Genomic DNA, 24,062 nt, shown 5'->3' on the forward strand with positions numbered 1-24,062 from the left:
GTGAAATAGAATTGACAGAATAACGAAAGGATTTCATGAGACGGCCCTGGTGTTGCAAAACTACTCCACCAAGGCTACAGAAGTATAACTGTCCAGCAATTTTTGTCAGGTTACTCGGCAAACATTGAGCTTACAGATTCCTCAACATTAACACGCTTTATCGCTTGCGCTAACATATCTGCCAAACTGACAACCCGGATCTTTTTACATTGCTTAGCTGCTTCTGACAGGGGAATTGTATCAGTAACAACAATTTCATCTAAAGAGGAGTTAACTATATTATTGACAGCAGGACCAGACAGCACTGGATGAGTAACGTAAGCCCGCACGCTAATAGCACCATTTTGCTTAAGTTGATGTGCTGCGGAACATAAAGTACCTGCCGTATCAACAATGTCATCAATGATGAGACAGTGTCTTCCCGCAGGCTCACCGATAATGTGCATGACTTCTGACTTATTGGGTCCACTACGGCGTTTATCAATAATAGACAGTTCAGTGTCATTAAGAAGTTTGGCCATTGCCCTGGCACGAACTACTCCGCCTACATCAGGTGAAACAACCATGAGATCCGTTAGATTTTTCTCTCTAATGTCTTCCAGCAGAACAGGAGTGGAGTAGACATTATCTACAGGCATGTAGAAAAAACCTTGAATCTGATCAGCGTGTAAATCGACGGTAAGAACGCGACAAATACCTACAGAAGCCATCATATCAGCAACTACTTTTGCAGTAATCGGTACTCTTGCGGAACGCACACGGCGGTCTTGGCGTGCGTAACCAAAATAAGGCACGACAGCGGTAATTCGTCCTGCTGATGAGCGCCGCAGGGCATCCGCCATACTTAATAGTTCCATTAAATTGTCATTGGCTGGCGCACAAGTGGATTGGACAACAAAGACGTCCCTGCCACGTACATTTTCGAGTATTTCAACCATAGTCTCGCCATCGCTGAAAGTACCTACGGTCGCCTGACCAATAGGAATTTGCAGGTGGGAAGCTATTTTAAGTGCCAGCTCTGGATTAGCATTGCCGGTAAAGATCATCATTGTCGACATGTGCAAAAAACCTTAGATTCGAGTTTTAATCAGGTGACTTAAACACATAGCAGAAGACAGCCAGAAAGATATAGTTATTATTTGAGCGATCCGGTGAACGCATCCTTCCCGGTTATCTTCTGCCGTCTGTTTACTTGAATCAACAAGATTGTGGCTGGGGTGCTAGGATTCGAACCTAGGTATGCAGGGATCAAAACCCTGTGCCTTACCGCTTGGCGACACCCCAATAAGTTGTAGATTCTATTATTTCATCCGTGAATAATCATTGTGTGCATTGCTGCAATGTGCTGCGTATTTTGCAGAGAATTTAAAAGCTTGTCAACGTTGAAAAGAAAAAATTATTCTATAGGGCTCAGTACGCAAGGGAGAGGGAACGACTTGCTAAACGTGCAAATGGTTCCCCGATCCACTATTCCTAGACCCGCCAACGTCTAATGACCACTTTAATAAACACCCCATTGCCTTGTAACCTTATCTGGCTTGGTAGTACATATTTACCAACCGTGGTGTATTGAGTGTATTCAATGGTGTAGCCAGACTGCCGCAGAAGGGTTAAATGGTTGGCTTGATCCTTTTTAGCTGATTGGACAGCGCCCGGTGCAGGTAAACCTCTTACCCAGTAATAGAGATTATTAACGGGTAGACGAACCCCGGTTTGTTGCCTTAGCAGTTCATCAGCATTGGATGAGGACGCTGTTTTTGGGCCGTCACGCAAAGTAACTACCCCCCCCTTTTTATTGACAAGAACGGTGCCGCTGCCAAGAGGTCCTGATAAGCGAATTTGGTATTGGCCAGGACCGTTTTGTACCCAGTTAAGAGAAGCACTCCAGCCTTTACTTTTATTTCGTGCTGCCATTGCACCGGAAATTTCCCAGGAAGAAACGCCGGCGGGAGACGCGCCGGCAACTCGTGATGCGGTATCAGCCGTACGATTAGCTTTATCGGTCGTTGTCGTGTTAGCGCCAGCAACAGTCGTTTTGCCAGCCGCTGTTGAAGCATCTGCTGTCGACGGAGTCCCTCCTTTTGTTGTTGAGGAGGTTGACGCAGAAGAGCCAGCATTAGGATTGGTTTCAATCGTGGGGTGGGGCGCACAGGCAGTCAACAAAACAACAGCGGTTAGAAAAAGATGTTTACTGGGAATCATTACATTTCTCCAATCCATATTGTAAAGAGGTTGCTAACTCACACCGGGGAAACGCTGCGTTGCTATCGGGTGAATTAACGAGTCCTTGATGGTTGCCAATAGTTTTTCTATCCACAATACGCTAGACTGCTTAAACTTGCAATTGTGATGTGGCATTATGAAAAATAAAGCGATTTATCCTGGGACGTTTGATCCGATAACGAATGGTCATGTTGACATTATCGCTCGCGCATCCCGGTTATTTCCTGAAATAGTTGTTGCTGTAGCCAGTAATCAAGCTAAACGTCCTTATCTAACCTTACAGACTCGTATTGAGTTAATAAAAACGGCTGTAGGGCATTTGCCAGGCGTCTCGGTTATGGGCTTTGACAACTTATTGATTGATTTTGCGCGTGAACAAAAAGCAGGCATTATTTTGCGTGGTTTGCGTGCAGTAAACGATTTTGAATATGAGTTTCAATTAGCAGGTATGAATCGTAAATTATGTCAAGAAATTGAAACGCTGTTTTTAACCCCTTCTGAACATCTGTTATTTATTTCATCAACTTTGGTGCGGGAAATTGCCCAACTTGACGGCAATGTATCACAATTTGTGCCAGCAGCTGTCGTTAGCGCCTTACAGGAAAGGAAGAAGCAAGGGCTATGAGAGGAACAAAGTGCTTATTGACCGTTATCCTATTTTTAATTCTTAATCCCGTCGGTGCAAAAGAGTATGCGGAAAAGCCTTCCGGCTATGCAGTGGCCTCCGCGCACCCCCTCGCAACGAATGCGGGTTTAGAAATTCTTGCTGCGGGTGGTAATGCCTTCGACGCAGCAGTGGCTGTTGCTGCTGTACTTGCAGTGGTTGAGCCCTACCATTCAGGTCTGGGTGGTGGTGGGTTTTGGTTGCTGCATCAAGCGAAAGAAAAGAAAAATATTTTTATTGACGGCCGCGAGACAGCGCCTCTTGCCGCTTCAAAAACGATGTTTTTGGGAACCGATGGTAATCCTGTTCCCGGATTATCGTTAAATGGGGGCTTGGCTGCTGCTATTCCTGGTGAGCCGGCAGCATTGGTTTATATTGCTGAGCATTATGGCCGTTTGCCCTTGGCCAAATCATTAGCGCCGGCCATTCGTTTTGCCGAGGAAGGCTTTATTGTAGATCATCAATTTAATTATTTTTCAATAATGGATGACCGACTACAAATGTTACAGCGCTTTCCTGCTACGGCAGCAGTTTTTTTGCATAATGGAAAACCTTATCAAATTGGAGAACGTCTTAAACAACCTGATCTGGCAAAAACACTAAGATTACTTGCTGCAAAGGGACACGATGGATTTTATCGTGGTGAGGTGGCTGAGCGCTTAGTAAAAGGAGTCAATGCAGCAGGTGGTATTTGGTCGCTGAAAGATTTGGCTGCGTACCAAATTAAAGTGCGTGAACCTTTACAAGGTGCTTACCATAATATGCTAATTATTACCGCACCTCCTCCATCTGCAGGTGGAGTGACTTTATTAACCATGTTAAATATAGTGGCTGCTTATCCTTTATCAACGTTTAGTAAAAGCCAGTGGATTCATTATTTGACGGAAGCGATGCGGCTCGCTTTTTGGCAACGTTCGATGTTCTTGGCCGATCCGGATTTTGAACAAATCCCGCTGGATAAATTACTGTCAGCGGACAATGCAAAGCAGCTTCGCTCCTTAATTCCTCCAAACAAAGCCTTACCGAGTGATGTTTTACAAGGCCAGGCCAGCAAAGATGGCAGTGCGAATACCACACACGTTTCTATCATCGATAACGAGGGAAATCGAGTCTCAGCAACCATGACAGTGAATTTTATTTTTGGCTCCAGTGTTGTTGCTGAAGGAACAGGCGTATTACTAAATGACGAAATGGATGATTTCTCGAGTAAACCTGGTGAGAGAAATGTATTTGGTATTGTTGGTACCGAAAAAAATAGTATTGCCCCTGGCAAGAGACCTCTATCGAGTATGACGCCTAGTTTTCTTGAAATGCCCGGCCGTATCGCGATTGTGGGTACACCTGGAGGGAGTCGCATTCCGACAATGGTATTTCTTGCTGCACTGGGTTTTTATGATTACTCTGGAGCAATCTCTATGGTTTCGGCGATGCGTTTCCATCACCAATATTTACCCGATTGGCTGCAGTTTGAACCGGAAACATTTTCTCCGGCTTTGCAGGCTGAATTAAAAGCGATGGGTTACAAATTAATGGCTTTGAATCAATATTATGGTGATATGCAGGCAATCACCTGGGATAAAGAAAAGAATTTCATCACGGCAACATCAGATCCAAGGCACATCGGGTTATCAGCTACCGTTGGCGTAAATCAGGATGGCTATGGTGTTACCCACTAAATTAGTTGGGTGCTGTTTCTCCTACCAGCGCCTTAATAGACTGATAGACCTCTTGCACCAGTTCATCTTTATTTTTAGGGGTATATTGCGAAGCATCAATTGGTTTGCCAACATGGATTTCAGCAATTTGATTGAGATTAAATTGAGTCGTGCGTGCCGGTAAAATATCATAAGCGCCACGAATACCAATCGGAATAATGGTGGCCTTCGTTTCAATAGCAGTAATAAAGGCCCCTTTTTTAAAAGGCGCTAATTTACCATCCTTTGAACGAGTCCCTTCCGGCGCTATCCACATAACAATTCCACTTTCCAATAATTGACGCACTTGAGCTAAATCTTTTATCGCCTGATGTCTATTTTTACGATCAATAAAAGGAAATTCTGCTGCTGTCATTCCTTTCCCCATAATAGGAATCTTTGATAGTTCTTTTTTAGCTAACATGCGGATTGAATGATTGGGAAAGGCTTGAAAACTGATGGGAATATCATAAAGGCTGCTGTGATTACACATAATGATAGTTGCTTTCCCTGCCTGAGGTTCGACTTTATAAGGATTAACCACTTTACAGGTTACACCAACTAAATTGAGCAGACGGTTTACCCATCGGTGAATCACTGCATCGGACCATGCGCGAGTTTGCTTTCCAGAGAGGCGTTTAAAAATGGAGCGCAAACAGGCGTCGCCTGTACTGAGTATGGAAAGAAACATTATCCACTGGGTGCGTAATTTACTAATCTTCATAGTTAATCATTATCGTTAGAGAGGGTTGATAATACTGCATGTGCCGAATACTGCACAATCAGGACTTACGCAAAACCCCGATCGCTTCGTTAAAATTTAACTTTAATTCGGTCATTTAGTTTGGGCTAAACTCCCTCATTAAAATCAAATTTTGCCTCGGCTCGGCGTTTTTCGTCAGCCCTGATAGTACGCAAAACCCCGATCGCTTCGTTAAAATTTAATTTTAATTCGGTCATTTAGTTTGAGAGCTAAACTCCCTCATTAAAATCATATTGATATCAAGGCAACGCTTTTTGACTCTGCATAGTGCGGGAAACCGGGGGTTGGCAGCGAGGACAAAAAGCAGAATTTCTTCCGGCTATTACGGTGGTTTCAATCAATGTCTGACAATGAAAACAGGGGCGATTTTTGCGGCCATAAACTTGTAAATCATTGGTAAAATAGCCAGGCTTTCCATCGATGGCATAAAAATCACGCAGCGTTGTGCCCCCGGCCTTGATGGCTTGTTCCAAGACCTGCTTAATATGGCTGGCCAGTCGGTCGTATTGAGCCAACTTAAGCGAGCCTGCAGGTGTCAACGGGTGAATGCCCGCTAAAAACAAGCTTTCAGTGGCATAGATATTCCCTACGCCAACGACAATGTCATTACTCATAATAAAGGATTTAATACTTTGCTTTTTATGGCGGGCCCGCTGACTTAGGTAACTGCCAGTAAACGAATCCTCCAGTGGTTCCGGGCCTAAATGAGCTAAGAGGCGGTGCTGATAAGGATTTTCCTTTAAATAAAGCCACAGTCCAAAGCGGCGAGGATCATTGTAACGAAGGATTAACCCGTTCTGCAGTAACATATCGATGTGATCATGTTTACTGGCAACAGATGTTTTATCCGTCATACGCAAATGGCCGGACATTCCCAAATGAATAAGCAAATAACCTTCAGACAATTCTAACAGCAAATATTTGGCACGCCGGTAAATGGCCTTCACTATCTGGCCGGTGCAGCATTGATTTAAGGCGGGGGTGACCGGCAAGCGCAGTTGTGGCTGTCTTATCGTAATGTCTATAATAGTCTGATTCAGTAAAAACGGGCTTAGACCACGCCTGGTCGTTTCTATTTCCGGTAATTCAGGCATTAGTCTTTGTCGTTATGTTCAATAACGCGCCCTTCGGTTTTTGTAGGTGTATTACTGGGGAAAAAATAGCTTTTCACAAACGATATTGCCCAAAGAATACCACCGATTAATAAGCCCCATATCAGGACATAGGAAAACATAATGAATAAACCGATGACTAATGCAATCGCTATCCCAAGCATCAGGAAGGGAACGATGTTTTCTAAAAGACGCTGTAATTTTTCATTCATTGAAATAGTCCTACTGTGAAGGAAATGAGCCATATCTCATACCCTTATGTGAAAATTATCGTCCACAAGTGGATACGATGCAATGCGAATTGTGCAATTTGTGGTATTATATAGAGAGTGCATTGAAAAATTGTTGTCTCAATGCATAATTATTTACCAGGGGAGAGTAACCGATGATTTACGGTGTTTTAAATTTGTCGTTCTGGGGTTATGTAATAGCCACCATTGTGCTAACTCAAATCACAATCGCAGGCGTTACGATTTATTTGCATCGTCACCAAACGCATCGCGCGTTGACGTTACATCCGATTATTAGTCATTTTTTCCGCTTTTGGTTATGGTTAACTACCGGTATGGTGACCGCAGAATGGGTAGCCATCCATCGCAAACATCATGCTACTACTGATGTTGAAGGCGATCCGCATAGTCCCAAGGTTATGGGCCTGAAAAAGGTATTCTGGCAGGGTGCCGAGTTATACAAAACAGCAGCCAACGATAAAGAAATGGTTGCCAAATACTCACATGGTACGCCGAATGACTGGATAGAGCGCAATGTTTACTCGCGTTTTTCTGCCAAAGGCATTCTATTAATGTTTATTGCCGACTTGGTACTGTTTGGTCTTCCCGGCATTACTATTTGGGCAATCCAAATGATGTGGATTCCACTTCATGCTGCCGGTGTGGTGAATGGGGTAGGCCATCACTGGGGTTATAGAAACTTTGAATGTGCTGATACCTCAACGAACCTGATTCCCTGGGGTTTTTGGATCGGTGGGGAAGAGTTACATAATAATCATCATACCTTTGCTTCTTCAGCCAAATTTTCGGTGAAATGGTGGGAGTTTGATATTGGTTGGTTATATATCCGCTGCTTAGCTTTCCTCGGTTTGGCCAAAGTCAAAAAATTGCCGCCCAAATTGGCGATGGATGCTGGTAAATTACAAGTTGATCTTGAAACAGTTAAAGCGGTAGTGAGTAATCGTTTCCAGATTATGTCTCATTATTACAAGCGTGTTGTGCGCCCTATTCTTAAAGATGAGAAGCGCATTAGTGAGACTAAGGGAGAGAAACACCTTTTTCAGCGCGCCGGTCGGTTGTTACGATTGCAAGACAGCTTGTTATCACCACGGGCAAAATCACGTTTGCAAGCCTTGCTGGCCAGCCATGAACAACTGCAGGTGGTTTATAGCTATCGTCAATCACTGCAAAATATCTGGTTGAAGACAGCCACTTCGCAAAAAGAGTTAGTGGAAGCCTTACAAAATTGGTGTAAGCAGGCTGAAGAGTCGGGTCTCGAGGTGTTGCGTCAATTCGCTCAACAACTCAAAGGCTATGTTCCACAACCAGTAAAAGGTTAGGCAATTGCTTATCGTTTAAGTCATATCTCTGTGCCAGGTTCGTCATCGTTAATGAGTGAAATTGATGATGACGAACTTGTTCTCCTCGCTAATAACGCTTCATTCTAAAGCGTATTTATTTTTAGTCGACTCCCTGTTTACTCCATTGAACCACCAATTGAATGCTAAAAAATTAGAGTACTTCCGCTGTGTTGGCATTGACATTGCTATCGTTTTACTTTGAAGTAATACTTACCAGTTACATTATAGAAAGGAGTTATTTATGGAACGAAGGACAGCCGTAGTTACTGGAGGCACTGGTGGAATAGGTTCAGCCATTTGCCAGCGCCTGGCTGCTGATTATCGAGTAATCGCTTGCTATTTTAAAGATGGCCGACATGAGGAAGCGAAACAGTGGCAAGCTGCCCAGAAAGAGGCTGGCTATGATATTGATATTTTTTATGCAGATATTGCCAAGTTTGATGATTGCGAAAAACTGGCTGCTTTAATTCTGGAGCGCTATGGTCAGATTGATGTTCTGGTCAATAATGCTGGAATCACAGTCGATGCCAGCTTGAAAAAAATGTCTCCCCAACAATGGCAACAAGTCATTGATGCCAATTTGACGAGTGTATTTAATGTGACACGGAATGTCTTACCCTCCATGCTGGAAAAAAATTATGGCCGCATCATTAATATTTCTTCCATTAATGGCCGCAAAGGGCAGTTCGGCCAATGCAATTATGCAGCCAGTAAGGCAGCCCTTTTTGGGTTTACCAAGAGTTTAGCCTTAGAAGTGGCTGCCAAAGGGATTACCGCAAATACCATTTCACCTGGCTACATTGAAACACCGATGTTAGCTGGGGTTAGAGAGGAGGTATTGAAAGCTATTATTGCCAACATTCCGGTTGGGCGTTTAGGTACGGCACAAGAAGTTGCCCATGCTGTTGCATTCCTTGCTTCACCAGAGTCAGGGTTTATTACGGGTGCAAATCTCGACATTAATGGTGGCCAATACATGTAGCCTCGCGCTCGTCAACCAAGGTAATCCTATGCAAAAAGAAAAAGTTGTATTAGTTACTGGCGGCACAGGTGATATTGGAACTGCCATTGCCAAACACTTAAACTCGCTCTATGGGAAAATAATTGCCTTAGACGTACTTGCTGAGAATAAAGGTTCTTTATGGGAGGCTGAGCTCCATGAGGAAGGTTATCAAAACGCGTTCTACAGACATATGGATGTCACCGATTTTGATCAATGTAAAGTAGTGGTTGATGACATTGTCAAAGAATTTGGCCGTGTGGATGTATTGATTAATAATGCTGGCATTACACGCGACGCGGTATTTAATAAAATGACGAAACAGCAATGGGATGAAGTACTGACTGTCAACCTTGATGGTATGTTTAATGTAACTCGGCCTGTGGTGGAATATATGCGTGAGCAGGAAAGTGGACGAATTGTTAATGTTTCCTCTGTAAACGCTCAAAAAGGACAGTTCTCGCAAGCGAATTATGCTGCATCCAAGGCCGGGGTTTATGGCTTTACCAAAAGCTTGGCGCAGGAGCTGATGGCAAAAAATATTACGGTTAATAGCTTATCACCAGGGTATGTGAATACGCGATTGATGAAAGGAATTAGACCCGATATTTTGGAATCAATCATAGCTCTGATTCCTGCTAAACGGTTAGCCGAGCCTGAGGAAATTGCGTGGGTTGTCGAGTTTCTAATCAGCGATAAAAGTCGTTATATCACTGGTGCGAATTTAAGTGTTAATGGCGGCTTGCATATGTATTAAAACCTAAGCTTACAGACTTGTTCTGTAAGCTTGAAGTGGGTAAAGAGAGTAAAATGACAATGAGATTGATTAAAAAATATAAGAATCGCAGGCTTTATGATACAGAGAAAAGCCAATATATTACCGTTGAAGAATTACAACGTTATGTGGTGGACGGTATCCCCTTTCGAGTCGAGGACTCAACGAATGGCAAAGATATAACCAATATTACTCTACTACAGATTTTTGTGGAGATGGAAAGTGGCTCCAGTCAATTTCTTTCAGTCGATATGTTACGGCAACTGATTGTGTTAGCCCACCACCCAATGAATCAAGCTTTTAGAGGGATGTTAGAACAGATGTTTTCTAGTCTGGAAAAATCTCTGCAAACGAATCCCTACCTCAAAGATTATCAGCAAACAACCGATACGGTGTCACAGCAGATGCAGCAATTATTTAAACAATGGCAAGGATTTTTCAAACAATAGAAAGCGTTTATGCTGCACTGCAAAATAAATGGAAAAATCTCTTGACAATCATGTTATATAAGTACTAATCTAATATTGTGCAGTGCAACATAATGGAGAAAATCATGAATCAGGCGTCTTTTGAAAAATGGAGTGAAATGGCTAAAAAGGCACAAGAACCTTTTCAAGCAATCGCTGAACTTAACGTTAAAACCTTACAAGGGTTAACTTATTTAAAACCAGAGGAACTGGCAAGCCTCAAGAAACCCGAAGAGTTATTGGAAAAGCAAATCAATTTGGCAGTTGAAAATGGCCATAAGGCATTGGATTACATGCAAAAATCATTTCAAATTTTTGAAAAGGCCATGCTCTCTCTGGTTCAGGAAGTAAAAAATAAAGCTGGCGAAAAGAAATAAACGCCTTTTTATCGCTTCAAATTTTTAAAGAGATTACTCCATGCAGTAATCTCTTTTTTTTTGATTCATTGAGGTTCGAAAGAAGTCTAGGTCAACAAGCCTTAATTTTGTTCTTTCGCTGGTTCTAATTTATAAGTTTTGAAAACATAGGTTCCGGGTGCATCCACCAGGCCTTTGAAGGGCAAGTCGGTAAACGTTGGAGGGGAAACCAGGGGGCCAGACTCTTTTTTCAACCACTCTAGCCACTCTGGCCACCAGGAGCCCGGGTTGTGGGTCGCATTGGCTAACCATTCTTCCGCGGTCTGTGTGGTGCTGTTATTGCGATAGAAACCATATTTTTCACTGCTTGGCGGATTAATTATACCGGCTATGTGGCCTGAGCCGCCCAGCAAGAAACGTTTTTTTCCACGCATGAGTTGAAAGCCTTTATAGGTGGTTTGCCAGGGGGCGATATGATCTTTTTGTGTGGAGAGGAAAAAAGTGGGGACATCAATTTTGGTCACATCTAATGGCGTATGATTAAGATGTATTTTTCCCGGTTTTACCAGATCATTATGGAGATACATCCAGCGTAAATATTGTGAGTGCATTTTGGCCGGCATATTAGTCGCATCAGCATTCCAATATAAGATATCAAAGGGAACAGGATTTTTACCCTGGAGATAATTTTTTATAAAAAACGACCATACAAGGTCATTTGCACGCAGAGAATTAAACGTACTGGCCATGAAGCGCCCGTCGAGAAAACCTTTGGAGTGCATTTCTTCTTCAATACGGACAATTTGCTGTTCATCAATAAAAACGGAGATATCACCGGGATCACTAAAATCAATCATTGATGCCAAGAAAGTAGCGCTGCGGACCGAGTCTTCACGATGCGCTTTAAGATAGGCTAACATACAGGCAATTAAGGTTCCGCCAATGCAAAAGCCAAGTACGTTCACTTGCTTTACCCGCAATTGTTCCTGAATGATTTCAATAGCCGTCATCGGCCCATCTTTGAGATAGTCATAGATACCTTTTTGAGCATAGCTCGCATCGGGATTAACCCAGGAAATCACAAAGACAGTAATTCCTTGCTCAACTAGCCAACCGATCAATGAATTGTGCTTACTTAGATCCAAAATATAATATTTATTAATCCACGGTGGGACTAAAAGCAGTGGTACAGCCTGGACTTTGTCGGTTTTAGCCGTGTACTGGATCAACTCCATCATGTCGTTGCGATAAACGACTTTACCAGGGGTTGTCGCAATATTAACACCTATTTTAAACGCATCCGTATCAGTCATTTTAATCAATAAACGCGACGAACCTGCTTCCATATCGGTCAATAGGTTTTGCAGGCCGCGTAATAAATTTTTACCGTGACTTTGTAGTGTTTCCGCCATCAATTGCGGGTTAGTGTGGAGGAAATTAGCCGGGGATAAAGCATCCAGGTATTGTCTGGTAAAAAATTGAACTCTTCTGGCGAGCTGTTTATCACCATAGTTAAGATGTTCAAGCAACGAGTTCATATGCTCACTGGCCAACAGATAGTGTTGGCTGAGTAAATTGAAGAAAGGATTATTGAGCCATTCATCGCCACTAAAGCGGCGATCATTAATTGGCATCGGTTTACCTTCCAGCCAATGATTGAATTGGTCTTGTGCCAAGCCTATAGCATCTTGCCAGTAAGCAATTTGCATCTGCCATACTTGCTCAGGATTTTTTAACAACGTAATGACCAGCGCCTGGTAATCACTGGTTAAATCCATAAATTGCTTAATAAGGCCTGGCATTTGCTCCGGTTGCTTTTTAAAGCCTTCCAAAAGATTCAGGCTTTTTGCAGCAATTGTTTGCATAATGTCATGAAGTTCTGCGTCCTGGGTCATCCGAGCTCCTGATAGCAATGGCTAAGCGCTTCTATTTTCACGTGTTTTAGTTAATTTAGCACGTAGGGCACCTATAGATAAACTATAGATGATTCTCCGTGAAAAAGAATTGCTTTTCGTTGTAACTTTAGGAAATTTTCGCCACAAATGGACAGCTTTTCTGTGATGGCAGGAGTGAGATACCTCGAGGGTGTACACTTCGCCTTTCTGTTGTTTCTGAGTTACAATTCCAGCAATTTTCTTTTTTTTTGTTTTGAATGCATCTGAAACAGTTAAAACTGGCAGGGTTTAAGTCCTTTGTGGAACCAACCGTTGTGCCTTTTCCCAGTCAATTAGTTGCTGTTGTAGGGCCTAATGGTTGTGGAAAATCTAATATCATCGATGCCGTCCGTTGGGTGATGGGCGAAAGCTCAGCAAAAAATCTGCGCGGTGAATCGATGACGGATGTCATTTTTAATGGATCTTCACAGCGTAAGGCCGTCGGGCAAGCCTCTGTCGAACTGGTTTTTGACAACAGCATGGGACGGCTTGGCGGTCAATATGCTGCTTATCAGGAAATCGCCGTTAAGCGTTTGGTTACTCGTGATGGTGACTCGTTTTATTACCTAAATGGCAGTCGTTGTCGTCGCCGTGATATTACCGATATTTTTCTCGGTACCGGAGCGGGTGCTCGTGGCTATTCAATCATTGGGCAAGGCACTATTTCTCGCCTGGTTGAAGCCCGTCCTGAAGAGTTGCGTGCTTATCTGGAAGAGGCTGCTGGTGTGTCCAAGTATAAAGAGCGGCGTCGGGAAACCGTGTTACGTATCACCCATACACGAGAGAATTTGGCACGTGTTGCTGATATTCGCGACGAATTGGACAAACAATTACAACGTCTTGAGCGCCAGGCAAAAGCCGCCGAACGTTATAAAGCGCTGAAGATAGAGGAGCGGCTGTGTAAATCGGAAATTCTTGCCTTGAAATGGCAGGCATTAACCGCAGAGCAAACAGCCAGGCAAAATGAATTAAAACGCTTGTCGCTCGATTATGAGCAGCATCAGGCCAAAGCCACAGAAGCTTATAAACAAAGTGTTGTGCTGCGGGAAAAACTGCAAGATGATAATGACGCTTTTCAACAGGTGCAAACGAATTTTTATCAATTAGCGACAGAGATTGCCCGCCTGGAAGAAACGATTCAACAACAGCAACGCGAAAAACAACGTTTAAAGGCCGATCAACAACAGTTGCAGATTGATTGGCAAATGGCAACCAGCCAGTTACAGCAAGATCGACATCTACAAAGTACCTGTGAAGAATCGTTGCAAGAATTGCAAGAAAAGCTGCAAAGCGTGCGGATGGAATTAGCGGTTCAACAGCAGGCTTTTCAAGACAAGCAACAGCAATATACGCATTGGCTTGCAGAAACCCAACAAGTACAGGTGGCGTTGAGCAAGGTTCGTGGTGAAATTCAAGTACAAGAGGTTCGCCTGCAGCATCTTAACCAGCGCCGACAGCAGATTTTATTGCAGTTACAAAAGATTCAAGATGAACAGTTATTATTAGCCACAGATGATTTTGTTGCTGAATTAAAAAGTCAACAGGATGATTTAACCAGGTTGCAAGCGCAACTGGAGCTAGACGATAAGCAGCATCAACAAGTCACTGCTGCCAATTCTACGTTCCGTCAACAATTAATGGCTATTGAACAAGCACTTCATCAGGCTCAGGATGACGTTCATCGGTTAAATACGCAACAGGCAGCCTTGCTTGCAGCGCAACAGTCTGCTTTGAGACGAGAACATAAAGCCATCGATCCCACAACGGCACAGTGGGATAAAAAACCTCGCCTTGCAGAAGCAATGGTGGTTGAGAAGGATTGGCAAGCTATTTGTGAATGGGTTATAGGGGATGGATTGCAAGCCATTGTCCTTGATTCACTCGACCCGTTGTGGCCTGAAATGAAGCATTTACAAGGGACCTCCTCGTTATTTGTTAGCCCGGTGCAACGCTGCGAAAAGGCGGGTGCGCACCCGCGTTTATCCGATAAGATTCAAGGTATGCAGCCTAACTGGATTTATCAACTCGATAAAATTTATACCGTCTCTGACTTTGAAGAAGCACTAAGCTGTCTGCCAACACTGCAAGAAGATGAGTCGATAGTGACGCTGGATGGCTATTGGTTGGGTAAAGGCTGGGCTAAGGTAGCTGACTCTACAGTCGACGAAGAAGGATTATTGCTGCGCCAGGAAAAGTTGACTGTGATTAGCAAGGCGCTTTCAACCGCGCAAACTCATTTGGATACGTTAAAAGCGAATCGCGATCAAGTTCATGCGCAGATCAAAGAAAATGAATGTCAGCTTGAGACGACCCGACAAACACTATCGCTAAGCCGTGAGTCATTAAGAGATTGTGAAGCACAACTCCGTCATAAAGAGCGGGCTCTCGAACAAGCCCAAACACGAAAGGATGTTTTAAGAACCGAGAGTGAAGAGCTTGGTTTTGAGTTAGAAGAATTAGCCAGCCAACAAGACAGTGCTGCGCAATTGTTACAGGCCAGTATTGAAACCAGTCAACAATACGAGCAGCAACAGGGTTTGTTAACTAACGAAAAGGCAGCCTGGGAATCTACTCTGTTAACTAGCAAGCAAGCAGTGGATGAAGGAAATGCAGTGTTACAGGCTAGCCAGCTGCAGGCTGAACGCGAAATTTTAAAAATTAAGCAACTCAATGAGAATATCCAACGCGAAGAAGCACGGTTAGAGATCTTGAATGAGCGATTGGAGTTATTGGCCAACCGGCTACTTGAGTTAGATAACCCTGATCTCACGGTAAATACGACGTTAAGTGAGAAAATTAAACAGCATGAGGAGCTGGAAATAGCGTTAAGTACACGGCGTGAGAGTTTGAGTAGCCTGACGCAAGACCTGGAGGCCAGCGAAGCATTGGTTCGAAGTGAAGAAAAACTGTCCAAGACAATCCAGGAAAAAATTCAACAGGAGCAAATGCAAGAGCAGGCGTTGGCTGTTCGTGCCAGTGGAATCATGGATGCATTAGCAGAGCTTGATGGCCAAGTCGAATTATTGCTTGCAGCCATTCCAGAGGGTGTTACTCAGCCAATGCGTGAGCAGGCTTTGCAGGATATTATTGAAAAAATCCAGCGGTTAGGCGCAATTAATCTGGCTGCCATAGAGGAATATGATAGTGAATTGCAACGCAAACAGCATTTGGATGGACAATATCAGGATTTGATGGAGGCGTTAGCAACCCTTGATGCTGCTATTGAAAAAATGGATAAAGAAACCCAACAGCGGCTGCAAGTAACCTTTGATGAAGTAAATACCTCCTTTCAAGCACTTTTCCCTCGTCTTTTTGGTGGTGGACGTGCCATGTTGGAATTGACTTGTGATAATCTGTTAGAAGCGGGTATCTTAGTAATGGCACAACCTCCTGGCAAACGTAATAGTACGATTCATTTATTGTCTGGAGGGGAAAAGGCAATGACCGCGGTTGCGTTGGTTTTTGCTATTTTCCGTTTGAATCCCTCACCCTTTTGTATGCTGGATGAGGTAGATGCACCGTTGGACGATGTGAATGTCGGTAGATTTTGTGATTTAGTAAAAGAAATGTCACAATTCGTTCAATTCCTCTTTATTACTCACAATAAAGTAACGATGGAATTGGCAGAGCATTTGATTGGGGTAACTATGCGGGAACCTGGTGTTTCACGTATAGTTGCGGTTGATGTGGAACAGGCCTTGTCTATGAGTGAATCTTCGTCTTAAACGACAAAGAGGAGCCTTTTAACAGAGTAGGAGTAAAACATGCAGGCAAATTGGAGTCTTATCCTTAATGTACTGTTACTCATTGGAGTTGTGATTGCTATTGGACGGTTGATGAAAGCAAGACGCCAAAGTTTATCCCCAGTCAGTTATAATCCTTCCTTGGGAGTAGCAGAAAATAAACCGTTTGACGACATTATTGCGATACGCAAGATTGGTACTTTGCAAAGTGAGCATGAGGGTCTTGACGATATTGCTATCAAAACAACATCAGCCAATCCAGAGAAAACGGATAAGGAAAAGCCAGCCACAACGAACAGTGAGGTCGGTAAATCAGTAATGATGTTTTTGTTGGCAAAAGAAAATCGCCAATTAGCTGGTTATGAATTATTGCAAACAGTCCTTGCTGCTGGATTGCGCTTTGGCGAAGGACAGCTATTTCATCGTCATCAGTACTCCAATGGCCAAGGGCCTATACTGTGCAGTTTGGCGGCTGCCACTGCCAGTGGTGTTTTTGATTTACAGAATATTGGGGCCTTTAGTGTACGAGGGCTTTGTTTGTTTATGCAATCTTCTGGTAATCCTACGATTGATGCTGAGCGTTTTGCCATTATGCTGGAAACAGCAAAACAGTTAAGTGACGGTTTGGATACCTTTTTGCTTGATGAGCAACGACAGCCTCTAACGGAGGCTAGTATTGCCCGCTATCAGAGTTTGTTAAACATCAACGAACCTTATGAATTACCCGCCTTGGCTTAAAAGGGAGGCGGGGCAGTTTAGCTTGCAGCTCAATGTCAAACCAGGTAGCAGGCAAAACGCCGTAAAACTGGATACAGCAGGGGGCTTGCAAATTTGTTTGCAAGCAAGCCCGCAAGATGGCAAGGCCAACAAGATGTTGATTCAGTATTTGGCAAAATTGCTGCGGCTGCAGCAAAAACAGCTTGTCATTTTGCGTGGAACCACTTCGCGACTAAAGGTACTCCTCATTAAGACAGAGGCAGATGAACAGGAAAAAACAATACAGAAATTATTGGACTTACTGTCGTAATCATTCATTCACGTCTTTGTTTTAGGACAATACATCTATTAAGAGATATAATTTCTACGTCTAGCCTGATTCGGATTTTACATAATGTTTCACGGAAGCTAAATCGACTCTGGCCGGCTGCAATAATAATCAGTAAACTAAGCTTTTAACAACCTACAAATACTATGAACTTAAATACTATTGCTGCACTATTTGATAATCCTTCCACTGAACAGATACCACTTACGGGTCTATGCATTGATAGTCGTCAGGTAAAGCCAGGCAATTTATTCGTTGCTTTGCGCGGAGAGCGTTTTGATGGCCACGAGTTTATTGAGGAAGCTGTTGCCAAAGGCGCAGTGGCTGTACTTTGTAATCAAGCTAACCCGAAAATAAATGTTCCACAGTTGGAAGTGCCTGATACCTTACAGGCTTTAGCGAGAATCGCCAGTTATCATCGTCAATCGATTACCTGTCCAATTATTGCCTTAACAGGCAGTAATGGCAAAACGACTGTAAAAGAGATGATTGCCTCTGTTTTACCGAAACCAGCCCATGCTACTCCCGGTAATCTAAATAATCATATTGGTGTGCCATTGACCTTGTTGCAATTAAAACCTGAGCACCGCTATGCAGTGTTTGAGCTTGGGGCAAATCATCCCGGCGAGATTGCCTATACAGTGGCGATGGTCAAACCGCAGGTTGCTTTAATCAATAACATTGCGCCGGCCCATATTGAGGGCTTTGGTTCCATTGATGGGGTTGCGCGTACTAAAGGGGAAATTTATCAAGGACTTGCTGCTAACGGCACAGCTGTTATCAATGCGGATGATGACTATGCCCATTTTTGGGATGATCTGCTGACAGATAAAAACGTTTTGCGCTTTTCTTTAACGAAGCCAGTTGATGTTTATGCACGAGATCTTTCTTTTAATCAACAGGGTTGTGCAAGCTTTACTTTGGTCCTTCCCAGCGGAGAAGCACCCCTTACCGTAAAAATCCCCGGTGAACATACAGTTCGTAATGCCCTGGCTGCCGCTGCCTGTTGTTATGCTGCGGGCATTTCTTTAACGGACATTGTTCAAGGCTTAAGTCAATTCAATGGTGTTGCCGGACGGATGACTTTTTTATCCGGCAAGAACGACTCTCTGGTTATTGATGATACCTACAATGCCAATTTACGGTCTGTATTGACCGCTGTTGATGTGCTGTCTAAACGGCAAGGCCGCCGCATTCTCGTTTTGGGTGATATGGGGGAATTGGGTGCCTGGACTCAAAAACATCATGAAGAGATTGGCCATGCTGCCCAGCGTCAAGGGATCGATTTGCTGATGACTTGTGGTGTTCATAGTGAACATACTGCTAAAGCGTTTGGTTCGACAGCCAGGCATTACAAAAATCAGGAAGAGTTGGCGCAAGATTTGCTCACTAAATTAGATGCGAACACAACGGTGTTGGTAAAAGGGTCGCGCTCTTCAGCAATGGAAAAAATTGTGCGCCAACTGGTGGGTTGAATCAGCTAGTTTATGGTATGCTTGGCAACTTTTTGCGCGGTCTCAATATTGCTTGATACACAGGTGAATGAAATGGTGGAATTATTCGAAACCCCACTTTTTATTTTCCCTGTTGATAGCGCTTAATTTTTCTTTACGAGAGGTACAGATAATATGCTTTACTGGTTAACGCAGCTATTACAAGGACAGTATCATGCGTTTAGAGTGTTTCAGTATTTAACATTCCGTTCTATTTTAGCCGCACTCACGGCCTTACTGGTGGGGCTGTTTTGTGGTCCCTTGATGATTCGTTGGTTACGAAATCTACAAATTGGTCAGATGGTTCGTGATGACGGGCCTAAAACGCATTTGTCAAAAGCGGGAACACCTACGATGGGTGGTGTACTCATTTTGTTAGCCATTCTTGTAAGTTGTTTATTCTGGGGTGACTTACGGCAACCAGCCTTATGGTTGGCCCTGTTAGTAACGACGGGGTTTGGCATTGTTGGTTGGGTTGACGATTATCGCAAGGTAGTCCGTAAAAACAGTAAAGGGTTACCAGGTCGGTGGAAATATTTTTGGCAATCCGTTATTGCCCTTGCTGCCGTTTTCTATCTTTATTGCAGTGCTGATATTCCGGTAAGCACCCAATTATCGGTTCCCTTTTTCAAAAATTGGTTTATTACCCTCGGTCCTTTATTTCCTGTGCTTGCCTATTTTGTAATCGTAGGAAGTAGCAACGCGGTTAACCTGACGGATGGTTTGGATGGTTTGGCTATTATGCCTATTGTCATGGTTGCTGGTGCTTTGGGTATTTTTGCCTATGCAAGCTCAAATGCTCTGTATGCTCATTACCTGGCGATTCCTTTTGTACCCAATACCGGAGAGTTAACTATTTTTTGCTCATCTATTGTTGGCGCAGGTCTGGGGTTTCTCTGGTATAACAGTTATCCCGCCCAAGTGTTCATGGGTGATGTCGGGTCATTGGCTTTAGGCGCTGCCTTAGGCATTGTGGCAATTGTCGTCAGACAAGAATTAGTCCTGTTGATTATGGGTGGTCTGTTTGTCATTGAAACCATATCCGTCATTTTGCAGGTCGGGTATTTTAAGTATACGGGTGGAAAACGTTTGTTTCGTATGGCGCCGCTGCATCATCATTTTGAACTGAAAGGATGGTCTGAGCCCAAGGTCATTGTACGTTTTTGGATTATGACAGTGGTCTTCGTGCTCTGTGGTTTGGCAACGCTAAAATTACGTTAGGCATAATTATGAATCAGCCATTTTATCTTGTCGCAGGATTGGGGAAAACGGGGCATTCAATTGCTGGTTATTTAAGCCGGCGCAACAAACCCTTCGTAGTTTTTGATACCAGGCAGTCCGTTGAGGGGTTGGCAGCCTTCAATACGGAGTTTCCGGGTGTCGACGTATTTTTAGGTGATTTACCAGGCACCATTTATCAGCAATTGGCTGGAATTATTACCAGTCCGGGTGTTGCACTGGATGAACCTTTTTTGCAGGAAGCGTTTCGTCGCAAGATTCCAGTTTTTGGTGATATTGAATGCCTGGCCCGTGAAATCGATGCGCCGGTTATTGCGATAACTGGGACTAATGGTAAATCAACCGTGACGACATTAGTCGGTGAAATGGCAAAGGCGGCTGGTCTTTCAGTCGCTGTTGCCGGCAATATTGGGTTGCCGGTTCTTGACTTGCTTGATAATGATCAACACTACGACTTATGGGTTTTGGAGTTATCCAGCTTCCAATTGGATCTCACCTATTCACTGAGTCCGATTGCAGCAACTATTCTAAATGTTTCTCCCGATCATCTTGACAGGCATCATACCCTCGAAGCGTATATTACTGCCAAACAGCGAGTTTATCATCAGGCACAAACCGTTATATCGAATCGAGATGATGCGCAGACAATACCACAAGTCGCCGCTAACAGAACCATGGCGACCAGTTTTGGTCTGGATAAACCCGCGCCTGGGCATTGGGGCATAATTGAAAAGGATGGGACTCATTACCTGAGTGACGGTAATGAATGCTTGTTGTCAACAGAGGAATTACGCATTAAGGGCAAACATAACTGGCAAAATGCTTTAGCTGCCTGTGGCCTGGCGGCCGCTGCTGGTATAAAACCTGAATACATGATTAAGGTATTAAAGACTTTTACTGGCTTGCCGCATCGCTGTCAGTGGGTAAGGACGCTTGATGAAATTGATTGGATTAATGATTCAAAGGGGACAAATATCGGAGCAACTATCTCGGCTATTTCTGGGATAGGGGGAGCTATGCAAGGGAAAATTGTATTAATCGCCGGCGGTCAAGGCAAAGGTGCTGATTTTAATGAGTTACGCCCCTCTGTTGCCGAACATGTCCGTTCGGTTGTTTTAATTGGTGAGGATGCGGATAAAATAGAGCATGCTTTAGCAGATATAACCCCTGTATTGCGTGCCACATCCCTGGAGGAGGCGGTGACCAGGGCAAGGTCTCAGGCCACATCTGGCGATGTCGTCCTGTTATCGCCTGCCTGTGCAAGCCTGGATATGTTTCGTGATTTTAATCATCGCGGCGACGTGTTTGCAAATTTAGTGAGTAAATTGTGAGTACCATGCAACCGCGTCATTATAACCAACGTGGAAAACCCACTCATAAGCCTATTGCGCTTTATGATAAATGGCTGATGGGCGCTGTGCTTGGTTTGGTGATTATAGGTTTGATGATGGTTGCATCCAGTTCCGTGATGATCTCGACAAAATACTATCACCAACCGTTCCATTTTTTGATTAGACAAGCGTGTTATCTTATAGCCGGATTTATAGTGGCAATTGGCGTGATGAGGATAGATAGCAGCGTCTGGGAAAGAATGAGTATGCCTTTGCTACTTATTTGCCTGTTGATGTTATTGGTTGTATTAGTTCCCGGCATTGGCCGCTCAGTGAATGGCAGTAGACGGTGGTTGGCTTTTGGTCCGATAGGCATACAGGTTTCCGAGCTGGCTAAAATGACCATGATTTTTTATTTGGCCGGTTATCTGGTGCGCCAGCAAATCAGTGTGAAGCAACATATTTTCGGTTTTATTAAGCCAATGATTGTTCTGGGTCTAATTTCTGTCCTGTTGCTGATGGAGCCCGATTTTGGTGCTACCGTGGTTATTTCTGGCACAGTAATGGCGATGCTATTTTTAGCAGGCGTCAAATTACGTTATTATGTCGGTTTATTACTGGCAGTTCTCTGTTGCCTTGCCATGCTAGCCGTTTCCTCTCCTTACCGGGTTGCGCGGTTGACCGCATTTCTCAATCCTTGGGCCGATCAATTTAATAGTGGCTACCAGTTAACGCAATCGTTGATTGCTTTTGGCCGAGGTGGGTGGCTTGGGGTAGGGCTTGGTGATAGCGTTCAAAAATTATTCTATTTGCCTGAGGCGCACACTGATTTTCTATTTGCTGTACTTGCAGAAGAGTTAGGTGTGTTTGGCGTTCTTTTAGTATTAATTTTGTATAGTATACTGGTTACCAGAGGGTTAATGATTGGCTTTACGGCTCATTCGCAAGAGCGTTTGTTTGCTGCTTTTACAGCCTATGGTTTAACGTTTTGGCTAGGATTGCAAGCCGCTATTAATATGGGCGTTAATTCAGGGTTGCTGCCTACAAAAGGATTGACGTTACCACTGTTAAGTTATGGTGGCGCCAGTATGGTAGTTAATTGTGTGGTCATCGCACTTTTATTGCGTATTGATCATGAAAATCGTTGGCAGTCACTGGGATTGAGGCCGCCAACCTCACAATAAAGGGGAACTTTGTGGATAACATAGGACACTTTCTATCGCCAAGGATGGGACGAGTAGAGCAGATTCATTTCGTTGGTATTGGTGGTGTGGGGATGTGTGGCATTGCAGAAGTTTTGCATAACCTGGGCTACCGCATTACCGGTTCTGATCTGAGTGAAAGCCGTACGGTACAGCGGTTGCAATCCTTGGGAATCAATGTCCACATCGGGCATCGCGTTGAAAATATTGTTGGCGCCGACGTGGTTGTGCGTTCAACAGCCGTTGAGACCGAAAATCCGGAAATCCTTGCGGCACAGGCACGCTCAATCCCGGTTATTCCTCGTGCTGCCATGCTTGCAGAGCTGATGCGTTTTCGCTATGGCATTGCCATTGCGGGCACCCATGGAAAAACAACGACCACCAGTTTGGTCAGTAGCTTACTGGCTGAGGGAGGCCTGGATCCCAGTTTTGTTATTGGTGGTAAACTCAATAGCTGTGGTTCAAATGCTCAGTTAGGTAAATCAGCTTATTTTGTGGCCGAAGCCGATGAAAGTGACGCGTCATTTCTGTTCCTAAAACCAATGATGTCTGTGGTCACCAATATTGATGCGGATCACATGGGCACTTATGATGACAATTTTGATAAATTGCGTAGTACCTTTATTGAGTTTTTGCACCATCTTCCCTTCTATGGCCTGGCAGTGCTTTGCATTGAAGATGAGGAAGTATGCCGTATTTTGCCCTCTGTCCAACGGCCTATACGAACTTATGGTTTTCGTGAAGACGCCCATTACCGCGCAGTTAACTGGACGCAAAAAGGCTTATTGAGTCAGTTTACTGTGGAGCGCCCTGCGCCCCACCGGCCCTTGCATATAGAATTTCAATTACCAGGACGCCATAACGTATTGAATGCGTTGGCCGCTATTGCGATTGCCACTGAATTAGGTGTTGATGATGAATCGATTGTCAATGGGTTACTTAAATTCCAAGGGGTTGGCCGACGCTTTCAAATGCTCGGTGAGCGACATTTTGAACGTGGCTCAGCCCTTGTAGTCGATGATTACGGACATCATCCGCAAGAAATCAAATCAACGATTGATGCTTTTCGTCGTGTTTGGCCTGACAAACGATTGATTCATGTTTTCCAACCACATCGCTATAGCCGCACACAATCCCTGTTTGACCAGTTTGTCGAGGCGTTAAGCCTGGCTGATGAATTATTGTTAATGGATATTTATTCTGCCGGTGAAGCAGTCATTCCTGGTGTAACGAGTGAAACATTGTTAGCCAAAATTCAGCAAAAGCATCCTAATGCAAGACTGGTTAATGATAAGAATCTGGTAGAAGCCTTAAACCAAGTGATTACTGAGGGTGATGTTATTTTGATGCAGGGTGCCGGTAGTATTGGTCAGCTGGCAATCAGTCTAACGCAAACAGCGCGAGAGGCGGTGTGAACATTTTAACAGAAA

Annotated in this window: 22 protein-coding genes and 1 tRNA gene; 16 read left to right on the plus strand and 7 right to left on the minus strand. The window is 43.9% G+C overall.

Annotated features, from left to right (window positions below):
* Positions 1–110 precede the first annotated feature (110 nt).
* The 3 genes from ACN4Z1_RS08115 to lolB all read right to left on the minus strand — a co-directional run bounded on the left by ACN4Z1_RS08115 (position 111) and on the right by lolB (position 2,202).
* Positions 111–1,058 carry a ribose-phosphate pyrophosphokinase gene (locus ACN4Z1_RS08115; RefSeq protein WP_115222251.1) on the minus strand — a complete coding sequence of 316 codons (948 nt, stop codon included), beginning with the start codon at positions 1,056–1,058 and terminating at the stop codon, positions 111–113.
* Between the two features lie 151 nt (positions 1,059–1,209).
* Positions 1,210–1,284 (minus strand) — tRNA-Gln (locus ACN4Z1_RS08120).
* Positions 1,285–1,473: 189 nt separating this feature from the next.
* The gene (gene lolB / locus ACN4Z1_RS08125; protein ID WP_228364963.1) at positions 1,474–2,202 is read right to left on the minus strand and encodes a lipoprotein insertase outer membrane protein LolB; all 729 of its coding nucleotides are present in this window, start codon (positions 2,200–2,202) and stop codon (positions 1,474–1,476) included.
* Between the two features lie 157 nt (positions 2,203–2,359).
* On the opposite strand from lolB, the gene coaD reads away from it, so the two are divergent.
* Positions 2,360–2,848, plus strand: a complete 489-nt coding sequence (coaD, locus tag ACN4Z1_RS08130) for a pantetheine-phosphate adenylyltransferase (RefSeq protein ID WP_255673213.1) — start codon at positions 2,360–2,362, stop codon at positions 2,846–2,848.
* Positions 2,845–4,563: a gamma-glutamyltransferase gene (ggt, locus tag ACN4Z1_RS08135; protein WP_228364962.1), complete on the plus strand. Its 1,719-nt coding sequence runs from the start codon at positions 2,845–2,847 to the stop codon at positions 4,561–4,563. The genes coaD and ggt overlap by 4 nt, the downstream gene beginning before the upstream one ends.
* 1 nt (position 4,564) lies before the next feature.
* Here the strand turns inward: ggt and ACN4Z1_RS08140 are convergent, their stop codons facing one another.
* The 3 genes from ACN4Z1_RS08140 to ACN4Z1_RS08150 all read right to left on the minus strand — a co-directional run bounded on the left by ACN4Z1_RS08140 (position 4,565) and on the right by ACN4Z1_RS08150 (position 6,668).
* Complete coding sequence (locus ACN4Z1_RS08140) at positions 4,565–5,305, minus strand: lysophospholipid acyltransferase family protein (protein WP_228364961.1); 741 nt, start codon at positions 5,303–5,305, stop codon at positions 4,565–4,567.
* Between the two features lie 278 nt (positions 5,306–5,583).
* Complete coding sequence (gene mutM / locus ACN4Z1_RS08145; RefSeq protein ID WP_228364960.1) at positions 5,584–6,438, minus strand: bifunctional DNA-formamidopyrimidine glycosylase/DNA-(apurinic or apyrimidinic site) lyase; 855 nt, start codon at positions 6,436–6,438, stop codon at positions 5,584–5,586.
* Positions 6,438–6,668 (minus strand): hypothetical protein, encoded by a 231-nt coding sequence (locus ACN4Z1_RS08150; protein WP_115222246.1) that lies wholly within the window; start codon positions 6,666–6,668, stop codon positions 6,438–6,440. Before ACN4Z1_RS08150 ends, mutM begins: the two co-directional genes overlap by 1 nt.
* Positions 6,669–6,841: 173 nt before the next feature.
* Here ACN4Z1_RS08150 and ACN4Z1_RS08155 point away from each other — a divergent pair, with 173 nt between their 5' ends.
* The 6 genes from ACN4Z1_RS08155 (at position 6,842) to ACN4Z1_RS08180 (ending at position 10,666) form a co-directional block, all read left to right on the plus strand.
* Positions 6,842–8,026 (plus strand): fatty acid desaturase, encoded by a 1,185-nt coding sequence (locus ACN4Z1_RS08155; RefSeq protein ID WP_228364959.1) that lies wholly within the window; start codon positions 6,842–6,844, stop codon positions 8,024–8,026.
* Positions 8,027–8,090: 64 nt separating this feature from the next.
* Complete coding sequence (locus ACN4Z1_RS08160; RefSeq protein WP_228364958.1) at positions 8,091–8,249, plus strand: hypothetical protein; 159 nt, start codon at positions 8,091–8,093, stop codon at positions 8,247–8,249.
* A gap of 39 nt (positions 8,250–8,288) precedes the next feature.
* Complete coding sequence (phbB, locus tag ACN4Z1_RS08165) at positions 8,289–9,029, plus strand: acetoacetyl-CoA reductase (RefSeq protein WP_228364957.1); 741 nt, start codon at positions 8,289–8,291, stop codon at positions 9,027–9,029.
* A gap of 28 nt (positions 9,030–9,057) precedes the next feature.
* Complete coding sequence (gene phbB, locus ACN4Z1_RS08170; RefSeq protein ID WP_115222243.1) at positions 9,058–9,804, plus strand: acetoacetyl-CoA reductase; 747 nt, start codon at positions 9,058–9,060, stop codon at positions 9,802–9,804.
* A 53-nt stretch (positions 9,805–9,857) separates the two neighbouring features.
* Positions 9,858–10,271, plus strand: coding sequence for a polyhydroxyalkanoate synthesis regulator DNA-binding domain-containing protein (locus tag ACN4Z1_RS08175; protein WP_228364956.1), 414 nt, complete (start codon positions 9,858–9,860; stop codon positions 10,269–10,271).
* A gap of 104 nt (positions 10,272–10,375) precedes the next feature.
* Positions 10,376–10,666: a phasin family protein gene (locus tag ACN4Z1_RS08180; protein WP_115222241.1), complete on the plus strand. Its 291-nt coding sequence runs from the start codon at positions 10,376–10,378 to the stop codon at positions 10,664–10,666.
* A 101-nt stretch (positions 10,667–10,767) separates the two neighbouring features.
* On the opposite strand, the gene ACN4Z1_RS08185 is transcribed toward ACN4Z1_RS08180, so the two are convergent.
* A complete protein-coding gene (locus tag ACN4Z1_RS08185) occupies positions 10,768–12,540 on the minus strand; it encodes a PHA/PHB synthase family protein (protein ID WP_228364955.1) in 1,773 nt (590 codons plus the stop codon).
* Between the two features lie 257 nt (positions 12,541–12,797).
* Here ACN4Z1_RS08185 and smc point away from each other — a divergent pair, with 257 nt between their 5' ends.
* The 8 genes from smc (at position 12,798) to murC (ending at position 24,047) form a co-directional block, all read left to right on the plus strand.
* Positions 12,798–16,304: a chromosome segregation protein SMC gene (gene smc, locus ACN4Z1_RS08190; RefSeq protein WP_228364954.1), complete on the plus strand. Its 3,507-nt coding sequence runs from the start codon at positions 12,798–12,800 to the stop codon at positions 16,302–16,304.
* 39 nt (positions 16,305–16,343) lie between these two features.
* Positions 16,344–17,060 (plus strand): cell division protein ZipA C-terminal FtsZ-binding domain-containing protein, encoded by a 717-nt coding sequence (locus ACN4Z1_RS08195; protein ID WP_228364953.1) that lies wholly within the window; start codon positions 16,344–16,346, stop codon positions 17,058–17,060.
* Complete coding sequence (locus ACN4Z1_RS08200; RefSeq protein ID WP_228364952.1) at positions 17,038–17,349, plus strand: DUF167 domain-containing protein; 312 nt, start codon at positions 17,038–17,040, stop codon at positions 17,347–17,349. Before ACN4Z1_RS08195 ends, ACN4Z1_RS08200 begins: the two co-directional genes overlap by 23 nt.
* Before the next feature lie 164 nt (positions 17,350–17,513).
* Positions 17,514–18,842 carry a UDP-N-acetylmuramoyl-tripeptide--D-alanyl-D-alanine ligase gene (locus tag ACN4Z1_RS08205; RefSeq protein ID WP_228364951.1) on the plus strand — a complete coding sequence of 443 codons (1,329 nt, stop codon included), beginning with the start codon at positions 17,514–17,516 and terminating at the stop codon, positions 18,840–18,842.
* Between the two features lie 153 nt (positions 18,843–18,995).
* Positions 18,996–20,081, plus strand: a complete 1,086-nt coding sequence (gene mraY / locus ACN4Z1_RS08210) for a phospho-N-acetylmuramoyl-pentapeptide-transferase (RefSeq protein WP_228364950.1) — start codon at positions 18,996–18,998, stop codon at positions 20,079–20,081.
* A gap of 8 nt (positions 20,082–20,089) precedes the next feature.
* Positions 20,090–21,430 carry a UDP-N-acetylmuramoyl-L-alanine--D-glutamate ligase gene (gene murD, locus ACN4Z1_RS08215; RefSeq protein ID WP_228364949.1) on the plus strand — a complete coding sequence of 447 codons (1,341 nt, stop codon included), beginning with the start codon at positions 20,090–20,092 and terminating at the stop codon, positions 21,428–21,430.
* Between the two features lie 5 nt (positions 21,431–21,435).
* Complete coding sequence (ftsW, locus tag ACN4Z1_RS08220) at positions 21,436–22,614, plus strand: putative lipid II flippase FtsW (RefSeq protein WP_228365077.1); 1,179 nt, start codon at positions 21,436–21,438, stop codon at positions 22,612–22,614.
* Between the two features lie 44 nt (positions 22,615–22,658).
* The gene (gene murC / locus ACN4Z1_RS08225; RefSeq protein ID WP_255673257.1) at positions 22,659–24,047 is read left to right on the plus strand and encodes a UDP-N-acetylmuramate--L-alanine ligase; all 1,389 of its coding nucleotides are present in this window, start codon (positions 22,659–22,661) and stop codon (positions 24,045–24,047) included.
* The last annotated feature ends 15 nt before the right edge of the window (positions 24,048–24,062 follow it).

Origin of the sequence: Legionella sp. ST3F1 (genome assembly GCF_048553315.1) — a bacterium.
Taxonomy (GTDB): Bacteria; Pseudomonadota; Gammaproteobacteria; order Legionellales; family Legionellaceae; genus Tatlockia; species Tatlockia donaldsonii.

What these genes read in the sequence shown, in the direction of transcription:
- coaD (WP_255673213.1), top strand. Translation starts at nt 2,360, where the DNA reads ATGAAAAATAAAGCGATTTATCCTGGGACGTTTGATCCGATAACGAAT.
- mutM (WP_228364960.1), bottom strand. Translation starts at nt 6,438, where the DNA reads ATGCCTGAATTACCGGAAATAGAAACGACCAGGCGTGGTCTAAGCCCG.
- phbB (WP_115222243.1), top strand. Translation starts at nt 9,058, where the DNA reads ATGCAAAAAGAAAAAGTTGTATTAGTTACTGGCGGCACAGGTGATATT.
- ftsW (WP_228365077.1), top strand. Translation starts at nt 21,436, where the DNA reads ATGCAACCGCGTCATTATAACCAACGTGGAAAACCCACTCATAAGCCT.
- ACN4Z1_RS08150 (WP_115222246.1), bottom strand. Translation starts at nt 6,668, where the DNA reads ATGAATGAAAAATTACAGCGTCTTTTAGAAAACATCGTTCCCTTCCTG.
- lolB (WP_228364963.1), bottom strand. Translation starts at nt 2,202, where the DNA reads ATGATTCCCAGTAAACATCTTTTTCTAACCGCTGTTGTTTTGTTGACT.
- ACN4Z1_RS08185 (WP_228364955.1), bottom strand. Translation starts at nt 12,540, where the DNA reads ATGACCCAGGACGCAGAACTTCATGACATTATGCAAACAATTGCTGCA.
- ACN4Z1_RS08175 (WP_228364956.1), top strand. Translation starts at nt 9,858, where the DNA reads ATGACAATGAGATTGATTAAAAAATATAAGAATCGCAGGCTTTATGAT.
- ACN4Z1_RS08155 (WP_228364959.1), top strand. Translation starts at nt 6,842, where the DNA reads ATGATTTACGGTGTTTTAAATTTGTCGTTCTGGGGTTATGTAATAGCC.
- mraY (WP_228364950.1), top strand. Translation starts at nt 18,996, where the DNA reads ATGCTTTACTGGTTAACGCAGCTATTACAAGGACAGTATCATGCGTTT.
- ACN4Z1_RS08160 (WP_228364958.1), top strand. Translation starts at nt 8,091, where the DNA reads ATGATGACGAACTTGTTCTCCTCGCTAATAACGCTTCATTCTAAAGCG.
- phbB (WP_228364957.1), top strand. Translation starts at nt 8,289, where the DNA reads ATGGAACGAAGGACAGCCGTAGTTACTGGAGGCACTGGTGGAATAGGT.
- ACN4Z1_RS08140 (WP_228364961.1), bottom strand. Translation starts at nt 5,305, where the DNA reads ATGAAGATTAGTAAATTACGCACCCAGTGGATAATGTTTCTTTCCATA.
- ACN4Z1_RS08195 (WP_228364953.1), top strand. Translation starts at nt 16,344, where the DNA reads ATGCAGGCAAATTGGAGTCTTATCCTTAATGTACTGTTACTCATTGGA.
- smc (WP_228364954.1), top strand. Translation starts at nt 12,798, where the DNA reads ATGCATCTGAAACAGTTAAAACTGGCAGGGTTTAAGTCCTTTGTGGAA.
- ggt (WP_228364962.1), top strand. Translation starts at nt 2,845, where the DNA reads ATGAGAGGAACAAAGTGCTTATTGACCGTTATCCTATTTTTAATTCTT.
- ACN4Z1_RS08205 (WP_228364951.1), top strand. Translation starts at nt 17,514, where the DNA reads ATGAACTTAAATACTATTGCTGCACTATTTGATAATCCTTCCACTGAA.
- murC (WP_255673257.1), top strand. Translation starts at nt 22,659, where the DNA reads ATGGGACGAGTAGAGCAGATTCATTTCGTTGGTATTGGTGGTGTGGGG.
- ACN4Z1_RS08115 (WP_115222251.1), bottom strand. Translation starts at nt 1,058, where the DNA reads ATGTCGACAATGATGATCTTTACCGGCAATGCTAATCCAGAGCTGGCA.
- ACN4Z1_RS08200 (WP_228364952.1), top strand. Translation starts at nt 17,038, where the DNA reads ATGAATTACCCGCCTTGGCTTAAAAGGGAGGCGGGGCAGTTTAGCTTG.
- murD (WP_228364949.1), top strand. Translation starts at nt 20,090, where the DNA reads ATGAATCAGCCATTTTATCTTGTCGCAGGATTGGGGAAAACGGGGCAT.
- ACN4Z1_RS08180 (WP_115222241.1), top strand. Translation starts at nt 10,376, where the DNA reads ATGAATCAGGCGTCTTTTGAAAAATGGAGTGAAATGGCTAAAAAGGCA.